This is a genomic window from Nocardia sp. Marseille-Q1738 (assembly GCF_965283145.1).
The window spans coordinates 76,687-93,338 of record NZ_CBDIMS010000011.1 but is presented as its reverse complement, the minus strand read 5'-3'; the positions used below and the strand labels follow the sequence as shown (position 1 = coordinate 93,338).

The 16,652-nt window shown below is 68.3% G+C and carries 14 protein-coding genes; 6 read left to right on the top strand and 8 right to left on the bottom strand.

The window, feature by feature from the left end:
* Window positions 1-80 precede the first annotated feature (80 nt).
* A complete protein-coding gene (gene ilvD, locus ACWPXK_RS29530; RefSeq protein ID WP_454199440.1) occupies window positions 81-1,769 on the bottom strand; it encodes a dihydroxy-acid dehydratase in 1,689 nt (562 codons plus the stop codon).
* 175 nt (window positions 1,770-1,944) lie between these two features.
* Between ilvD and ACWPXK_RS29525 the strand changes: the two genes are divergently transcribed.
* Complete coding sequence (locus ACWPXK_RS29525) at window positions 1,945-2,331, top strand: helix-turn-helix domain-containing protein (RefSeq protein WP_454199439.1); 387 nt, start codon at window positions 1,945-1,947, stop codon at window positions 2,329-2,331.
* Here the strand turns inward: ACWPXK_RS29525 and ACWPXK_RS29520 are convergent, their stop codons facing one another.
* The 4 genes from ACWPXK_RS29520 to ACWPXK_RS29505 form a co-directional block, all read right to left on the bottom strand.
* Window positions 2,332-2,925: a ClpP family protease gene (locus tag ACWPXK_RS29520; RefSeq protein WP_454199438.1), complete on the bottom strand. Its 594-nt coding sequence runs from the start codon at window positions 2,923-2,925 to the stop codon at window positions 2,332-2,334.
* Entirely contained in the window at window positions 2,922-3,527 is a 606-nt protein-coding gene (locus ACWPXK_RS29515) for a ClpP family protease (RefSeq protein ID WP_454199437.1), read from the bottom strand. The genes ACWPXK_RS29520 and ACWPXK_RS29515 overlap by 4 nt, the downstream gene beginning before the upstream one ends.
* A gap of 562 nt (window positions 3,528-4,089) precedes the next feature.
* The gene (locus ACWPXK_RS29510; protein ID WP_454199436.1) at window positions 4,090-5,670 is read right to left on the bottom strand and encodes a hypothetical protein; all 1,581 of its coding nucleotides are present in this window, start codon (window positions 5,668-5,670) and stop codon (window positions 4,090-4,092) included.
* 378 nt (window positions 5,671-6,048) lie between these two features.
* The gene (locus ACWPXK_RS29505; protein ID WP_454199435.1) at window positions 6,049-6,654 is read right to left on the bottom strand and encodes a TetR/AcrR family transcriptional regulator; all 606 of its coding nucleotides are present in this window, start codon (window positions 6,652-6,654) and stop codon (window positions 6,049-6,051) included.
* Between the two features lie 162 nt (window positions 6,655-6,816).
* Here ACWPXK_RS29505 and ACWPXK_RS29500 point away from each other — a divergent pair, with 162 nt between their 5' ends.
* Window positions 6,817-8,025: an acyl-CoA dehydrogenase family protein gene (locus ACWPXK_RS29500; RefSeq protein ID WP_454199434.1), complete on the top strand. Its 1,209-nt coding sequence runs from the start codon at window positions 6,817-6,819 to the stop codon at window positions 8,023-8,025.
* The gene (locus ACWPXK_RS29495; RefSeq protein WP_454199433.1) at window positions 8,022-9,077 is read left to right on the top strand and encodes a phosphotransferase family protein; all 1,056 of its coding nucleotides are present in this window, start codon (window positions 8,022-8,024) and stop codon (window positions 9,075-9,077) included. Before ACWPXK_RS29500 ends, ACWPXK_RS29495 begins: the two co-directional genes overlap by 4 nt.
* Here ACWPXK_RS29495 and ACWPXK_RS29490 read toward each other — a convergent pair.
* Together ACWPXK_RS29490 and ACWPXK_RS29485 are read right to left on the bottom strand one after the other, a co-directional pair.
* Complete coding sequence (locus ACWPXK_RS29490; RefSeq protein WP_454199432.1) at window positions 9,074-10,312, bottom strand: lipase family protein; 1,239 nt, start codon at window positions 10,310-10,312, stop codon at window positions 9,074-9,076. The two genes, ACWPXK_RS29495 and ACWPXK_RS29490, sit on opposite strands and share 4 nt — an antisense overlap.
* 164 nt (window positions 10,313-10,476) lie before the next feature.
* Window positions 10,477-11,151, bottom strand: coding sequence for a hypothetical protein (locus ACWPXK_RS29485; protein ID WP_454199431.1), 675 nt, complete (start codon window positions 11,149-11,151; stop codon window positions 10,477-10,479).
* Window positions 11,152-11,429: 278 nt separating this feature from the next.
* Between ACWPXK_RS29485 and ACWPXK_RS29480 the strand changes: the two genes are divergently transcribed.
* Together ACWPXK_RS29480 and ACWPXK_RS29475 are read left to right on the top strand one after the other, a co-directional pair.
* Window positions 11,430-12,005 (top strand): MarR family winged helix-turn-helix transcriptional regulator, encoded by a 576-nt coding sequence (locus tag ACWPXK_RS29480; RefSeq protein ID WP_454199430.1) that lies wholly within the window; start codon window positions 11,430-11,432, stop codon window positions 12,003-12,005.
* Window positions 12,006-12,014: 9 nt separating this feature from the next.
* Complete coding sequence (locus ACWPXK_RS29475; protein ID WP_454199429.1) at window positions 12,015-14,579, top strand: MFS transporter; 2,565 nt, start codon at window positions 12,015-12,017, stop codon at window positions 14,577-14,579.
* 178 nt (window positions 14,580-14,757) lie between these two features.
* Here ACWPXK_RS29475 and ACWPXK_RS29470 read toward each other — a convergent pair whose 3' ends face one another.
* Window positions 14,758-15,771 carry a crotonase/enoyl-CoA hydratase family protein gene (locus ACWPXK_RS29470; protein WP_454199428.1) on the bottom strand — a complete coding sequence of 338 codons (1,014 nt, stop codon included), beginning with the start codon at window positions 15,769-15,771 and terminating at the stop codon, window positions 14,758-14,760.
* Window positions 15,772-15,880: 109 nt separating this feature from the next.
* On the opposite strand from ACWPXK_RS29470, the gene ACWPXK_RS29465 reads away from it, so the two are divergent.
* Complete coding sequence (locus ACWPXK_RS29465; protein WP_454199427.1) at window positions 15,881-16,480, top strand: TetR/AcrR family transcriptional regulator; 600 nt, start codon at window positions 15,881-15,883, stop codon at window positions 16,478-16,480.
* Window positions 16,481-16,652 lie beyond the last annotated feature (172 nt).

The following is a 16,652-nucleotide window of genomic DNA, read 5'->3' as shown; positions in this document are numbered from 1 at the left end:
CTATCACTGCGGGGATGACCGGGCCTGCCGGTCAAGGGGTGTCACCCCGGTCCGTGCCGTTGTTCCGGGTGCCCTTCCCTTCAGTCGCAGACGGCGCCGACGGACGCCGAGCCCACCAGCTTCGTGTACTTCGCCAGCACACCGCGGGTGTAGCGGGGCGGCAGGGGTTTCCAACCCTCGCGTCTGCGGGTGAGTTCTTCGGCGTCGACCAGGAGGTCGAGAGTTCCAGCGGCGACGTCGAGGCGGATGGGGTCGCCGTCGCGGACGAACGCGATCGGGCCGCTGTCGACGGCTTCGGGGGCAACGTGGCCGACGCACAGACCGGTGGTGCCACCGGAGAACCGTCCGTCGGTGAGGAGCAGGACGTCTTTCCCCAGGCCCGCGCCTTTGATGGCCGCGGTGATGGCCAGCATCTCGCGCATGCCGGGACCGCCCTTCGGGCCCTCGTACCGGATGACCACCACGTCGCCCGCCGAGATCGTGCCGTCTTCGAGCGCGTCCATCGCGGCCCGCTCACCGTCGAAAACCCGTGCGGTGCCGGCGAAGACATCGAAATCGAAGCCTGCCGACTTGACGACGGCGCCATCGGGCGCGAGTGAACCCCTGAGGATGGTGATGCCGCCGGTCGGGTGCATCGGCGACGCGATGGCCCGGATCACCTTGCCGTCCGGGTCGGGCGGGGCGATGTCGGCCAGGTTCTCCGCGACCGTCCGGCCGGTCACGGTCAGGCAGTCGCCGTGCAGCAATCCGGCGTCGAGCAGCGTCTTCATCAGCACCGGCACGCCGCCGATCCGGTCCACGTCGGTCATCACGTGCCTGCCGAAGGGCTTGACGTCGGCCAGGTGCGGCACCCGGCGACCAATACGGGCGAAATCGTCGATCGTCAAGTCGACGTTCGCCTCGTGCGCGATCGCCAGCAAGTGCAGAACCGCGTTGGTGGAACCGCCGAATGCCATCACGACCGCGATGGCATTCTCGAAGGCCGGTTTGGTGAGGATGTCGGAAGGGGTGATCCCCTGCCGGATCAACTCCACCACCGCCTCGCCGCTGCGCCGGGCGTAGCCGTCGCGGCGGCGGTCGGTCGCGGGCGGCGCCGCGCTGCCCGGCAACGACATGCCGAGCGCCTCGGCCGCACTGGCCATGGTGTTGGCGGTGTACATCCCGCCGCAGGCCCCCTCGCCCGGACAGATGGCCCGCTCGATGGCGTCCACATCGTCACGGCTCATCAGGCCGCGCGCGCAAGCGCCGACCGCCTCGAACGCGTCGATGATCGTCACCTCGCGCTCGCTGCCGTCGGACAGTTTGGCGATACCGGGCAGGATCGAGCCCGCGTACAGGAAGACGCTCGCCAGGTTCAGTCTGGCCGCCGCCATGAGCATTCCGGGCAGCGACTTGTCGCAGCCGGCCAGCAGCACCGCACCGTCCAGCCGTTCGGCCTGCATCACCGTCTCGACGCTGTCGGCGATCACCTCACGCGAAACCAGGGAGAAGTGCATCCCCTCATGCCCCATGGAGATGCCGTCGGACACCGAAATGGTGCCGAACTGCATGGGAAAGCCGCCACCGGCGAACACGCCGTCCTTACATCCCCTGGCGAGCCGCTCGAGCGAGAGATTGCACGGGGTGATCTCGTTCCACGAAGAGGCCACCCCGATCTGCGGCTTCTCCCAATCTTCATCACCCATGCCGACCGCGCGCAGCATCCCGCGGGCCGCGGCCTTCTCCAAGCCGTCGGTGACGTCGCGGCTGCGTGGCTTGAGATCGGACACCTTCGAATTCTCCGGCACGATTCCCTATCATCCTCGGTCGGGCGCGCGAACGGCAGGGACCACGCCGAACTGCATCAGTGCGGGCGCGCTGCCGCGGACGTGCGTCGCGCCAGAGGTCGTACGCCCTGAGCGTAATGGCGGGCAGGCCGGGGATCCCGGACCGTACGCTCGCACCATGACCGAGCATCCGAGACTTCACTCGATCCCGGGAGGACGCGACGACCGGATTCCGGACCCGCAACCGCGGACGGCTCCGGAACCGCTCTGGCGCGAGGCGCTCGGCGAACAATTGCGCACGCTGCGCCAGGATCGGCGCGAGACGCTAGTGGAAACGGCCAAACGGGCGGGCATTTCCCCGCAGTACCTGTCCGAGGTGGAGCGCGGTCGCAAAGAGCCGTCGAGTGAGATGATCGCCGCTCTGGCGGGATCGCTCGGCACCACGCTGGGCGAGCTCATCGGACAGGTGGCCGATGACCTTCGCGCCCAGCGTCGGGTCGCCTTCCTTCGCCGGCCCGGGCAGCGGTCCGGTGCCGGGCCAACGCTCATGGCACTGGCGGCCTGATCAGTCGCGGGCGCCGAGCACCTGGTCGACGAGGCCGTAGCCGACCGCCGCCTCGGCGGTGAAGACCCGGTCGCGATCGGTGTCGTGGCGCAGCCGCTCCACCGACTGCCCGGTGTGCCGCGACAGGATGGACTCGATCTCCGCGCGCATCCGCACCAGCTCGTCGGCCTGCAGAATCAGGTCGGGTATCGCACCCTGGCCGCGGGCGGCGGGCTGGTGCAGCACCACCCTCGCGTGCGGCAGCATGGCACGGCGGCCGGGTTCACCGCCTGCCAGCAGGACCGCACCGACCGCGATGGCTTGGCCCACGCAGGTGGTCTGCACCGGGGACTTGATGTGCTGCATGGTGTCGTACACGGCGAGCATCGAGGAGAGATCGCCGCCCTCACAGTTGATGTACAGGTTGATCTCCTGCTCCGGGCTTTCCGACTCCAGGTGCAGCAGTTGCGCGATGAGCGCGTTGGCCACGCCAGAGTCGATCGGCGTGCCGAGGTAGACGATCCGCTCGGCGAGCAGGTGGGAGTAGATGTCGGTGATCCGCTCGCCGCCGCGCGGATGCTGCGCGATCACATTGGGAATGGTGTAAGTACTCATGACGAGATTCCGATCCGTTGCCGCTGGGGAACGATCTGTCCGAACGAGTCGACGATGTGGTCGACGAAGCCGTATTCCTTGGCTTGCACGGCGGTGAACCAGCGGTCGTGCAGCGAGTCCTCGTAGATCCGGTCGAACGGCTGCCCGGTGTCCTCGGCGATGATGCCGAGCACCGTGTCGACGGTATGACGCAGATCGTCGGCCTGGACTTCGACGTCGACCGCGGTGCCGCCGATCCCCGCCGACCCCTGATGCATCAGCACCCGGGCATGCGGCAACGCGAAACGCCGACCCCGGCTGCCCGACGACAAAAGGAATTGCCCTGCGCTGCAAGCCAATCCGAGTGCCAGCGTGGAGACCTCGCACGGCACCAAACGCATCACATCGCGGATGGCGAGCATCGAAGGAACCGATCCGCCCGGGGAATGGATCCACAGCGAGATGCCCGTCTCCGGGTCTTCCGCGGCGAGGGTGAGCAGCTGCGTCATCAGCAGCGTCCCGTTGTCGTCGTCGAGCGGACCGTCCAGTACCAGGATGCGGCGGCTGAGCAGTTGCTCTCGGGCCCGCCAGCTGAACAACGGGGTCTTGTCATCGTGAGCCATGCCTCCACCGTGCCCCAGTCACCCCGCGAAACCGGTACCACGCTGCCTTCGGCAGATCTGCTCTCAGCAGTCGAGCCGCGAGTGCCCGTGCCGGTCACTACGTGGTAGTCACCGAACCCTCATCAGCACGCCATAGTTCGCGGCCAGTTCGCCGCGAAGGTGCTCAACCCTGTGCCACCTGGGATGGATGGCTAGCGTGCCTGCACGAGTTGCGCGAATTCTCGCGGTGGCCGGGGCGGTGACCGCAGGAACACTGCGCCAGACCCCGTTCGGTTCGTCGCTGTGTGGACGCGATAGCCAGCGAATTCCTCGTGGTCGCAACATCTTCGATGCGGACATGTCGAGCGCGAAGACCAAGGGCTGGGCGGCTGCGGCGACGGGAAAGCCGCCGATGCGTTCATCAGGGCGTTCGCCGATTGCGCGGCCTGAACACGTTGCCCGGGCGGCAATCGCCCCGAGTCCAGGCGCGACAACTCCGCGATGTGTTGCTGGGTCAGCAAAACGACGATGCCCGTCGGCGTGGCATGCGCCGACGGGCATCGTCGTGGGAAAGGCGGCTCGGCTAGGACTCGCGTCCCGCGGTCGAGGCGGACCGCTGCCTGTTGGTGCGGGCGCGGCGGCGTTCGGCCTGCAGTTCGGCGAGTTCCTGCTCGAGGATGTCCGCGACGCGGAACGAACCGGTGTCGTAGATGTCCGGGGGGCGGACCGTCGGGGGCTGCAGGAGATCGGGCTTGGGAGTGTCCTTGCCGTTCTTCGCTTCCGCCGTGACGGTGTCGCTCTTCGGGTCGGCCGCCGGGCGCCGGGACGCGGCGGCGATCTCCGACAGCGCGGCGGTCGCAGTCTCGCTCTCGGACATCGCGGTCCGCGGTGTGGCCGAGGGCGTCTGCCGCACAACCACCTTGGCCGGGGCAACCTCTTCGGTGGGCACCCGCGTCGCGGAGGGCTCGTCGGCATTGGTCGCGGAAGCCGCCAACGGCGCGACGGTCTCGCTGTCCGGGGCGGGCTTCTTGCCGTTGGCCGAAGCGACAGTGCTCGTCGCGGCAACCACGGCATCGGAGGTCTTGGCCCTCACCGTCGCGGCGGGGCGCGTCTCGAAGCCGTCCATCGCGTCGAGTGCCTCGATGGTCTCGGGCAGCACTGGCTTGCGGGGCGTTTCGGCCGGTGCGTGCTTCTGCTCGGCCTGGACCGGAGCGGGATGCTCCGGTGCGACAGCGGCTTCCGCGACCTCCTCCGCCACCTCCTCGACCACCTCGACCGGTTGCGCCGCCGGATACTCGTCGAGAGCCAGCTGATCGTGCGGCACGCCGGACGTGGTCACCTCCTGCGGAATCGGCATCCGGTACCTGGGCAGCGTGAGCCGGATCTGCTCGGCCGGGTCGGGGAGGTCGCGGACCTGCTCGGTGGCCCTGGCGATGGCGAGGCCGTAGCGTGCGCTGGCGGCGTCGTGGATGAGCAGCGCCACGCCGATCATGACCGGTGCGATGGCGTGCACGGCGGCGTCGTACCACGCGTCCGCGCGCACGTACGGGTAGGTGTTGAGACTGACCGTCAGTGCCAGCAGGGCGACTTCGGCCGAGGCGACTTGGCGGCGGTTGTCGACCACGCCCCATTCGGCCACCTTGTTGGTGCCGATCATGATGATGATCAGGCAGACGCTGATCATGCCTTCGAGCAGGTAACTGAACCAGTACAGCGGATCGGTCGGCCCGCCGGGTGCGATGTTCTGCTGCACGTTGACCGCCGACCACAGCATGCCCGCCGCGACGACACCGGCCAGCGCGCGCAGCGACCAGGATCTATGCCGATAGAGCGAGGCCAGCTTCGCGTGCGGGCTGGATTCGCGTCGCTGCGCGGCAATCGCCTTGCGGGCGAGCAGGAGATCTCGCATGTCGGCCTTCTCGATCGCTTCGGTGGTCTGCCTGGCCCGGTCGGAGGCCGCGGCGGCCGCCTGCGCCTCTTTCCAGCGCTGTCCGCGCTCCTGGGTGCGAATCCGTTCGGCGAGTTCACGTTCGGCATGCAGTTCGTCCTCCGACAGCGCTTCGGTCAGCGCGGGATCGAACTGGTAGGCGAGCCGTCCACGGGCCTTCTCGACCCGTCTCGCCAGCTGTGTAACCTCGTCCTCGATGGGATGTTCGATGACCATCAGCGCTCCCCGCACGGGAGAGTCGATGGCAGACAAGTGATCACGAATGGCAACGGCACACCCCATTCATAGTCGATGCACCGCTGCCGGCGAAACCTATTCATTTGCCATCTCGTAAAACTATTCGGCGTGCCGCGGATGACACGCGTCGGCCTGCCGGCATACCCTCCGCATCGAACCGAGCGCCGAACCATTGATCGCTCTATGCTGGGGTGGCGTGCTTTCCCTTCGCGGCGGCGCGTGCGCTCCCGGGGAGCGCTCGGATACGCCGGTGTCGCCGAGATTCGCCTCTCGGCGGCATCGGGCCGGCCTCGCACGTCGATCATCCGCGGGCACCGCGCATTTCGATGCCATCCGCGGCGACGATGCGCGAGCCGATCAGCGCCGCCCCGCCGCGCGCTCGGCGTCCACCGAATCGAGCACCCGAGACAGCGTGTCGAACAGCAGCCGGTCCAGCCGGTGCTGGTCGACATCGTCGCGGGCCAGCCACTGCACCGTCAGATCTTCGGCCATCGCCCACCACGACCGGACCACCAGACGCTGGGCGGTCGTCGGCTCGTCCCGCCCGAGCGCGGCGAACACACGATCGGTCAATTCGTCGTGCAACTGCTCCATGATCGACTCGAGCACCGGATCCTGCCCCGCCGCGCGCAGCAATCCCACCAGCGGCCCGCTGCGCCTGCGCATGTAGCCGACGAAGTTGGCGATCATCGACGCGAGTGGGTCGGCGGCGTCCTGGTCGGGCCCGGTTGCGCGCAGGAATCGCTGGGTGGCGGCACGGACGAGCTGTGCGTAGTAGTCCTGCTTGGTCGGGAAGTAGTGGAAGAGCAGCCCGCGTGAGATACCGGCCTGCTGAGCGACGGCGTCGACGGTGATCTGGTGCCAGGGCCGGTCGATCAGCATGCCCAGCCCGATCCCGATCAGTTGTCCGCGCCGGTCCTCCGCCGAGCGACGGCCGCCGGGCTGCACGGCAACGTCGGTCATTCAGCCTCCTGCGTCGTGCGGGACACCCGCACCCGGTCGGCGCGATAAGGCGCTCCGCAATGGTTCCTCACCACACCTCCTCTATTGAGCAATGCTCAACAATATGCTACCAATGACCCGACCGGGAGTTGAGCAATGCTCAGCACAGCCTCGAGGATGGGTATGGACTTCACGCATTCCGACCGAGCCGTCCGTCTCACCGACCAGGTGCGGCAGTTCGTGCGCGACGAGATCGAGCCACGCGACGCCGAGCACGCCGCCTTCCTGCGGGAATCGCCGTGGGCGGTCCCGCCGGTGGTCGAAGAGCTCAAACAGAAGGCGCGGGCCGCCGGACTGTGGAATCTCTTCCTCCCCGATCCGGAACTCGGCGCGGGTCTGAGCAACGTCGACTACGCACCGATGGCCGAGGCGATGGGCGGCTCCGGCTGGGCGCCGGAGGTGTTCAACTGCAACGCACCCGATACCGGCAACGCGGAGGTCCTGCTGCATTACGGCAGCGCGGAACAGCGCCGGGAGTGGCTGCACCCGCTGCTGGACGGCACCATCCGCTCGGCGTTCTGCATGACCGAACCCGAGGTCGCCTCCTCCGACGCGACCAATATGGCCGCCACCGCCGTGGTGGACGGCGAGGAGATCGTGCTCAACGGCCGCAAGTGGTGGAGCACCGGCATCGGCCATCCGAACTGCGCGTTCGTGATCTTCATGGGACTCACCGACCCGGCGGCGCATCCCTATCAGCGCCACTCCATGGTGCTGGTCCCGCTCGACACGCCCGGCGTGCGGATCGAGCGCATGCTCAGCACGTTCGGCTACCTGGACGAACCCTACGGACACGGCGAGGTCACCTTCACCGACGTGCGGCTTCCCTTGGACGCCGTGATCGCCGGGCCGGGACGGGGATTCGAGATCGCGCAGGGCCGCCTCGGCCCCGGCCGCATCCACCACTGCATGCGCGCCATCGGCCTCGCCGAACGCGCGCTCGAGCTGGCCTGTCGTCGCAGCCTTTCGCGCACCGCTTTCGGCAAGCCGCTGGCCAACCTCGGCGGCAATCGGGAGCGCATCGCGGCCGCGCGCGTCGCGATCAATCAGGCCAGGCTGCTCGTCCTGCACACCGCCTGGCTGCTGGATACGAAGGGACTGGCCGGTGCGCGCAGCGAGGTGTCCCAGATCAAGGCGGTCGTGCCGAGGATGACCCAGGAAGTGCTCGACATGGCGATCCAATTGCACGGCGGCGCCGGGCTTTCCGATGACTTCCCCCTGGCGCGCGCGTTCGCGGGCATTCGGTCGCTGCGCTTCGCCGACGGTCCCGACGAGGTACATCTCGGTGTGATCGCCCGCCAGGAACTACGCAAGTACGGGAACGACCGGTGAGCGCGCCGGGGGCCGGCACGGTTCGCGCCGAGGACGCCTTCGACGTCGCGGCCATGCACGCCTGGCTCGCCGATCAGGTGCCGGACCTCGGCGGTCCGCCCGAGGTGCGCCAATTCTCCGGTGGCGCGTCGAATCTCACCTATCTACTGCGCTATCCGGACCGTGACCTGATCCTGCGACGGCCACCGAGCGGCACGAAGGCCGCCTCGGCACACGACATGGGCCGCGAGTTCCTGGTGCAGCAGCGGTTGCGTCCGCACTACCCGTACGTGCCGCGGATGGTCGCCCGGTGTGCCGACCACGGTGTGATCGGCAGCGAGTTCTATGTGATGGAGCGGGTGGCGGGCACCATCCTGCGCGGTGATCTGCCGGACGGGATGAGCCTGTCAATCGATCAGGCGCGGCGACTGTCCACCACGGCTTTCGACTGTTTGATCGAACTGCACGAGGTGGACCCCGTAGCCGCGGGACTCAGCGAAATCGGCAAAGGATCCGGCTACGTCGGCCGCCAGGTATCGGGCTGGTCGCGCCGTTTCGTCAATGCGCGCACCGACAATGTCAGCGATTTCGCGGCGGTAATGGCCTGGCTGGATCGCAACCAGCCGCCGGACGTCGCGATCACCGTCATCCACAACGACTTCCGCCTCGACAATCTCGTGCTCGACCCGTCCGGTTCGGGCGCGATCGTCGGCGTACTCGACTGGGAGATGGCGACCTTGGGCGACCCGCTGATGGATCTGGGTGGCGCGCTGGCCTACTGGGTGCAGGCCGACGACGACGAGGCCATGCTGTCCATCCGCCGCCAGCCGAGCCACCTGCCCGGCATGCTGACCCGCGCGCAGATCGTCGACCACTATTGCGAGCGCACCGGCCGTTCGGCCGAGAATTGGCCGTTCTACGAGGTTTTCGGGCTGTTCCGCCTGGCCGTCATCGCCCAGCAGATCTATTACCGCTATCACCACGGGCAGACCACCAACCCGGCGTTCAAGGACTTCTGGAAGGTGATCAACTACCTGGAATGGCGCTGCCGGAAAGTGGCCGGAATCGACTAGCGGCCGAGTGCTATCGAGGCGACGTTCGTTGTGGTGCAGCCGCTTCCGGCCGGAATTCCGGCGAATCGATCGCGCAACCAGGCGACCACGCTGTGCTCGGCGAGCGTGTTCAGCGTCAGATGTTCGCTCAGGTGGTCGCGGATGTGGGTGACCCGGGCGGCGGGGTCCCGGCAGTAGGCGGCGGCGAGCTCGTCGGCCGGGCCGATGGGTACCAGCCAGTCGGCGGTCGCGTGGTAGAGGTAGACCGGGGCGTCGGGGACCGACTTGCCCATCCTGGTGCGCGCGAACACGTCCCGCATGATCGGCCGATGCAGCAGCCCGCCCCGCACCAGGCTGTCGATGTCGAGAAATGGGTCCGTCATGGCCTGTTTCAGCACACACATGCGGTCCTTCGCCGCGAGCAGCTCGCGGCCGCGCGGCGTGGCGTTCGCGCGCAAAAAGGCGTCCAGCTCCGGTTCCTCGCGCGCGAGTCCGATGATCGCGGCAGCGACCAGACCGGCGCCGGGTCCCTTGTTCGCCTCCCGCGACAGAATCTCGAGATCGACATCGGTGCCACCGGAGACAACGCCGACGAGATCGACCTCCGGTGCGTAGACCGCGCGCAGTTCCGCCCCGTGCAGGGTGGGGATCGAGCCGCCGGAGTAGCCCCACATCGCCACCTCGGTGTCCGCACCCGGCAGCCCCAGCGGACCGAAACGCTCCGCGGCGCGAATGCCATCCAAGGCGATCCGCGCGGCCAGCGGACCGTGGGCGAACGCCGCGTTCGGCCCCTGATGGTCGGGCACCACGACGCTCCACCCCTGCGCCAGCAGCGCCGCCGCGCCGCGCAGCGGATCGATCTGGCCGTCCAGCAACCCCGCCTGCATCGGGCGGCGCACTGTATACGACGGCGCGCAGAACAGCCCCGTGGAGTCCTCGGCGGGGTGCAGCGACACCAACTTCCCGGTGGCGGCGCGCGGTTTCAGCAGCGTGGCCACCGCGGCGATCGGCTGGTCGGCGCTGTTGTTCGACCGGTACGACACCTGCCACGCCCCGGCATCCAGCGATGCGCCGAGTTGATTGGCGATCTCGATCGGCCGCGCGGCGAGGATCTCGCCCGCCCGCTTCGACGCGACCGAGTGGGCTGGTGGCCGATAGAACGCGTCCTCCTCCGGCCGCACGGGCTCCGCCACCACCGAACCGTCCGGCGACGCCGCCGACGGCACCGGCATGGCCAGAAGAACCGAAAGCGCCACTCCCACAACCGCACCGCATCGTGCGAATCCCACGGACGACCTCCCCTGAACCGACCCGCATGCATTGCATTTCGTCGCCGATCGACCGCTCCGGCAGTGAAATCGTAGCGAGATTCCCTGTGCTCGAGTGGCATAACGCAGACGCGGCCGCAGCTCGGCGCGAATCAGTTCGGTGCGGCGATCTTGATGATGGTGGATTCGCCGCCGCTGGTGGCCACGGTGACGAACTGGCGATAGGTGCGGTTGGCCGCGTCGGGCCGCAGTTCGGTGATGACCACGTCGTAGCGACCGTCGAGCATGGAGGTGATCATGACGCAGTGCTGGGTTCCCAGGGGGACGGAAGCGATTCCCGCGTCGATCACCGTGACCGGTGGGACGGCAGCGTCCGGTGCGGTCAAAGATCGGGCGACCGCTCCCGAGCGGGCGACGTAGTACGCGTGCTGGAAGGCCAGGATCACGTCCGGCCCCGAGTCCACCGAACCGGTGCCGTTGCCGCGCACCAGCTGCTCGCCACGGATCGGCTCACAGCCAGGTCCGCCCCCGAGCACCGGGTCGGCGACGGTGGCCGATTGCCGTGGTGCGGACGCCGCGTCCGTGTACACCAGGACCAGCGCCGCGGCGGCGAGGGAGGCAGCCAAGCCGACGCCGCCGACCAACCAGGCGCGACGTGGTCCGCGCCGAGCCCGGCGCCGATCGCGGGGCGCCCGGAGCCGGTCAGCTGCAGCGCGGTGCGACGGACCCTGCGGCGCGATCATCCCGGGCCACGTGGGCACGCGCTCGGGCCGTGCCCGGCCGGAGCGGGCGGGCATGCCGCCCGGCTCGGACGTGTTCGACGACATGATCTCGCCGCACCCCCTTTTACCGGTGCCTACTCGGCCACCGTGGATTCCCTCTCAATGCCGTTGCGCAGTAACAACATTGCATATTTCGGTGGATTCTGTCGGTCGAATGGTCAACAGGCAAGGCCGAGGCGTCGGCGAGAGCGCTCGCGACGGTAGCAAGGCGTGCACGAAGTGACCCACCTCGCAAAGCTTCGACCCAGCGGATGTATAGTTGCCCAAAGCAACTAGTTATCCTTGCTAACTAATCTGTTGTCGGGAACATCGAGGTGACTGCCATGTCCGCTACCGCTCCTGACGGCGCCTCGCTGGCGCTCGGCTCCGCCATGCGCGATGCGCGCTGTGTTGATGGTTCGCTCGCTGCGCTCGCTCACGAGCGCACCGTCACGGCGGCCGAACTCGCGGCCGCCGACGAGCTCGGCAAGCAGCTCGTCCGGTTCATGCGAGCGGTCAACCGGACGAAGTCGCAGCTGGCCAAGGCGGGCCCGGACGGACTGGAACGGCTGGCCTACTCGGTGCTGTTCTGCCTGGTCCACGAGGGACCACAGCGCGCGGGCAGGATCGCCGAGCTGTTACACGCCGAGGCCTCCACCATCAGCAGACAGAGCAGATCGCTCGTGGCACACGGGCTGGTGGAGCGCCGGGCCGATCCGGTCGACGGCCGTGCGTGCGTGCTGGCGGCCACCGCGGAGGGCGTGCGCGTCTTCGAGGAGAACCGCGCGTTGCGCAACCGGTGGCTGGCCGACATCCTGGCCGACTGGTCCGCGCGGGACCGGGACACCCTGACCGGTCTGCTCGACCGGCTCACCGCAGGAATCGAGACAACTTCCCGACAGCCAGCCGATTGGAAATAAGGGTCATCCATGACGAATTCCACCACCCGGGCACCGCGGGACCTGGACACAGCCACACCCCTGTCGCACCGGCAGATCCTGACCATCCTGTCCGGCCTGCTGCTCGGAATGTTCCTGGCCGCGCTCGACCAGAACATCGTCAGTGTCGCGATCGTGAAGATCTCCAACAGTCTGCACGGTTTCGACGAACAGGCCTGGGCGACAACGGCTTACCTGATCACCGCGACGATCACCACGCCGCTGTACGGCAAACTGGCCGACATCTACGGCCGCAAGCCGTTCTATCTCGTGGCCATCGGATTGTTCGTCATCGGTTCGGTGGCCTGCACCTTCGCCACCTCGATGTACCAGCTCGCCGGGTTCCGCGCCTTCCAGGGCCTCGGCGCGGGCGGGCTGATGTCGCTGGCGTTCACCATCATCGGTGACATCGTCCCCGTGCGGGAACGGGTGCGCTACCAGGGCTATTTCATGATGGTCTTCGGCACGGCCACCGTGCTCGGCCCGGTGCTCGGCGGCTTCTTCTCCGACTACCAAGAGCTCGGCGGCATCGAAGGCTGGCGATGGGTGTTCCTGGTGAACGTCCCGGTCGGCGTGCTCGCCATGCTCGTGGTGGCCAAGGTGCTCAACACGCCGCACCAGCGCCAGCACCACCGCATCGACTGGTTCGGCGCGCTGGCGCTGACGATCTTCGTCGTGCCGCTGCTGATCGTCGCCGAGCAGGGCCGCCATTGGGGCTGGTCGTCGGAGCGTGCGCTGATCTGCTACGGCGTCGGGGCGGTCGGGTTCCTGCTGTTCGTTCTGGTCGAATTCCTGATGAAGGACGCGGCGCTGATCCCATTGCGGCTGTTCAAGAATTCGACCTTCAGCGTGACCATCCTGGGTGGGTTCATCGTCGGTGTGGCGATGTTCGGCGCGATCACCATGGTCCCGCAGTACTTCCAGGTGGTGCGCGGCTACTCGCCGACGAAGGCGGGGCTGCTGATGCTGCCGCTGGTGCTCGGCATCATGCTCGGCTCGCAGACGGCCGGGCGGATCACCAAGAAGACGGGTCGCTACAAGATCCTGCCGGTGACCGGCACGTTCATCGTCGCGATCGGCGCGACGCTGTACGCGCAGGTGCACTACGACAGCCCGCTGTGGCAGCCGCTGGTGTACGGCGGCGTGATCGGCCTCGGGCTCGGCTGCTGCATGCAGACGTTGATCATCGCCGCGCAGAACGCCGGACCACGCTCGGACATGGGCGTTTCCACCGCGTCGGCCACCTTCTTCCGGCAGATGGGCGGCACCCTCGGCGTCGCGGTGTTCCTGACGATCCTGTTCAACCTGTTGCCGCACCGGATCACCGACGCGTTCGGCGGCGCACTGCCGCCCGGATTCGGCCCCGACCAGCTCAGCGGCATGCAGTCCAACACCAGCGGTATCGCGGCCCTGCCCGACGAGCTGCGAATACCGATCCTCACCGGGTTCACCGACTCCATGCACGGTGTGTTCTACGCGGCGGCCGGAGTGGCTCTGCTGGCCTGCGTGGTGCTGATGTTCATGAAAGAGATTCCGCTGCAAGACAATCCGGTCCCGGCGGCGGCGCCGAGCGACGAGCCGGAGGAAGTCGAGTCGCGGTGGGACGCGGATCAGGTCTGGGAGGGCGCCGCGCAAGCGCTGTCGGAACCGGAGCCGGTGCTCGCCGGGGCGGGCAAGCATGCGGCGGGTGATCCCGCTGGCAACGGCGCGCGGCGCCCCGAGCTGCGCGCGAGTTTCGACGCGGCCGACGGCGCGGAGTACGAAGGCCGTTGCCTCAGCGGTTATGTCCACCGCGAAGACGGGCGCCCGGTGCCCTCCGCCGCTCTGACCCTGATCGACCAGCGCGGACGTCAGGCCGGGCGGGCAACCGGGGGCTCCGACGGTGGTTATGTCGTCGGCGCGGCCGATGCGGGCGATTACGTGCTGATCGTGTCGGCCGTCGGCCATCAACCAGCGGCGGTCAACGTCACGGTCGGGGATCGGCCCCAGCAGTTCGACATCACCCTGCTCGGCTCCGGAGAGGTGTCGGGCGTGGTCCGGTCGCGCACCCGCGGCGAGCCGCTGCCCGGCGCGACCGTCACTCTGACCGACCCGGACGGCGAGGTCGTCGGGTCCGCCACCGCGGCGTCCGATGGCGCCTACCTGTGTCATGGCGTTGTCCCCGGCACCTACACCCTGGTGGCGATCGCTGAGCACATGCGTCCGAGCGCGACCACGCTGACGGTGCCGGACAGCGGGCCCCTGCACCATGACATCGAGCTCGCCCCGATGGCGGTGCTGGCCGGGACGGCGTGGTCGGATGGCGGCCGGGCGGTCTCCGATGTCCGGATCAGCGTGCTCGACGCGGCGGGCGTGCCCATCGCGACGACGCGCAGCGACGAGAACGGCCGCTACGTGGTCACCGATCTGGCCGAGGGCGACTACACGATCGTTGCGCGCGGCTATCCGCCGGTGACCAGCCGGGTCACGGTGTGCGGCGGCGAGGCGGCGCACGACGTGCGGCTCGGCTATGACGTCGAGGACCAGGCGGCCGACAAGGTTTCGCCCGAGCACTGACCAGCGGTCTCCTTGCGGGGACCCGAGGGACCGTGGTGACCGAGCCAGCCCCTCGGCGTTCGAAGGCGTTGACCGGTGGGGCGGACATGATCACGAGCAGCCAGTGGATCGTGACGCGGACGTCGGCGACAACCACGTGCACGTCTCGGTTACGCGCGTCGGCCGCGCCCGGAGGATTTTATCGGTCGGACCGCTCGCGTTTGTAGTCGCCGAACGGCTCGTCGCGTTCGCGGACCGCCTCGCGGAAACCGACTGTGCCAGCACGGTTCTGGAAGGCATAACCCTCCCTGGTGTGCCGGGCGATGCCGTCGAAGACGGTGCTGATCATGCCGGAGTTGGCGACGCCCTGCGCGTACAGCGCCGAGTTGAGCGCCAGCTTGGCCATCATGAGCTGGTTGACCGGCATGCGCGCGATCCGGGCGACGAATTCCTCGGTGCGCGCGTCGAGTTCGTCGGCGGGCCAGGACTCGACCGCGAGGCCCCATTCGACGGCCTGTTCGCCGGTGAGGCAGTCACCGGTGAACAGCAGGCGCTTGGCGCGCTGGTCACCGAGGCGATGCGCCCACATGCCCGCGGCCGGGACACCCCACACGCGGGTGGGCGGATAACCGATCTTGGTGTCGTCGGCGCAGATGATCTGGTCGGCGAACAGGGCGATGTCGCTGCCGCCCGCAACGGCGAAGCCGTGCAGCTTGGCCACGGTCGGCTTGTTCGCCTGCATCAGGCTGGCGAACCCGCGGTTGAACCGGCTCATCATCGCGTAATCGATCATCGGGTCCCATGTCTGTGCCGGGTCGTGGTTGCGGCCCTGCACCACCGGATCGACGACCGTTCCCGCCACGTCGCCGGGTCCCCCGGTCACCGCGAAACCCTGCTCGGCGAACATGCTCAGGTCGTACCCGCCGCAGAATCCCTTGCCGCGCCCGGACAGCAGGATCACGTGCACCCGCGGGTCCAGATCGGCGCGCTCGACCGCGCGCGCCAAATCGTGCGGGGTGTCCGGGGTGATCGCATTGCCTTTCTCCGGGCGGTTGAACGTGATACGCGCTATCCGGCCGTCCCGTTCGTAGGTCAGCGTGCGGTACTCGCCCGCGTCGTCCGGTTCGGGGCGGCCCGCCCAGGGCGAGTCCGGGGTCTCGGCCCAATTGCGGTACCACGCGGCCGCGCCGTCCTGGAATTCACTGTCGGTCATCGTCTTCCCTTTCGACGTCGGCCGGAACCGGGTATCGGCAGTCTGGCTCACCGAGCGTTTGACAGTCAATACTGACTGTGAAATCGTCCTCGGCGACGAAAGGAGCCCGATGGCCGGACGACGCGAGGAGCAGAAGCGGGCGACTCGCGTCCGCATTCTCGACGCCGCCGCGGATCTACTGGCCGAGCGGGGCTACTCGGCGCTGTCCACCCTGTCGGTGCAGCGAGCGGCGGGCGTCAGCCGCGGTGCCCTGCTACACCACTTCCCCACCATCGACGCCTTGGTTTCGGGTCTGGTCGCCCATCTGGTCGCCCGCAACGAAGCGGCCGTCCGGGAGGCCGCGGATCGGCTCGGCGACGGCTCCGACCCGGTGATACGCGCCCTGACCGCGTTGTACGAATCGATGGCCCGCCCGGCGGCACAGGCCGAGTTCGAATTGTGGGCGGCCGCACGCACCGATCCGTCGCTTGCCGAGGCGTTGCGCGCGGCCGAACGACAGGCCGGTCGGGATCTCCATCGCGTGGTGGACGCGCTGTTCGGCCCGGAGTTCGTCGCCCATCCGCGTTATCCGGCCGTCCGCGATCTCACCGTCGCGGTACTGCGCGGCACCGCGATGTCGCGGCCACTGCGCTCGACGGAGCGCGCTGCCGCGACAACCATCGACCGATGGGCGGAGGCCATCGCCATCCTGCTCACCCACAGCCCATAGCAATCGTCCGGCGTGAACACAGGTGAATCGATTGTGATGCGCGTCACTCAGCCGGTCGATTGTGCCGTCTCACACAGTCTCGCTATTCTGGCTGCACTTTGAGACCACCGAGTCTCAATGCTGCCTTCGACGGGGCCGGGTCCGACCACCGCGCGGCACCGGCGGAGGCCGA

Excerpts from the sequence above, each read along its gene's own strand:
- ACWPXK_RS29525 (WP_454199439.1), top strand. The coding sequence starts at position 1,945 with ATGACCGAGCATCCGAGACTTCACTCGATCCCGGGAGGACGCGACGAC.
- ACWPXK_RS29520 (WP_454199438.1), bottom strand. The coding sequence starts at position 2,925 with ATGAGTACTTACACCATTCCCAATGTGATCGCGCAGCATCCGCGCGGC.
- ACWPXK_RS29515 (WP_454199437.1), bottom strand. The coding sequence starts at position 3,527 with ATGGCTCACGATGACAAGACCCCGTTGTTCAGCTGGCGGGCCCGAGAG.
- ACWPXK_RS29510 (WP_454199436.1), bottom strand. The coding sequence starts at position 5,670 with ATGGTCATCGAACATCCCATCGAGGACGAGGTTACACAGCTGGCGAGA.
- ACWPXK_RS29505 (WP_454199435.1), bottom strand. The coding sequence starts at position 6,654 with ATGACCGACGTTGCCGTGCAGCCCGGCGGCCGTCGCTCGGCGGAGGAC.
- ACWPXK_RS29500 (WP_454199434.1), top strand. The coding sequence starts at position 6,817 with ATGGACTTCACGCATTCCGACCGAGCCGTCCGTCTCACCGACCAGGTG.
- ACWPXK_RS29485 (WP_454199431.1), bottom strand. The coding sequence starts at position 11,151 with ATGTCGTCGAACACGTCCGAGCCGGGCGGCATGCCCGCCCGCTCCGGC.
- ACWPXK_RS29480 (WP_454199430.1), top strand. The coding sequence starts at position 11,430 with ATGTCCGCTACCGCTCCTGACGGCGCCTCGCTGGCGCTCGGCTCCGCC.
- ACWPXK_RS29475 (WP_454199429.1), top strand. The coding sequence starts at position 12,015 with ATGACGAATTCCACCACCCGGGCACCGCGGGACCTGGACACAGCCACA.
- ACWPXK_RS29470 (WP_454199428.1), bottom strand. The coding sequence starts at position 15,771 with ATGACCGACAGTGAATTCCAGGACGGCGCGGCCGCGTGGTACCGCAAT.
- ACWPXK_RS29465 (WP_454199427.1), top strand. The coding sequence starts at position 15,881 with ATGGCCGGACGACGCGAGGAGCAGAAGCGGGCGACTCGCGTCCGCATT.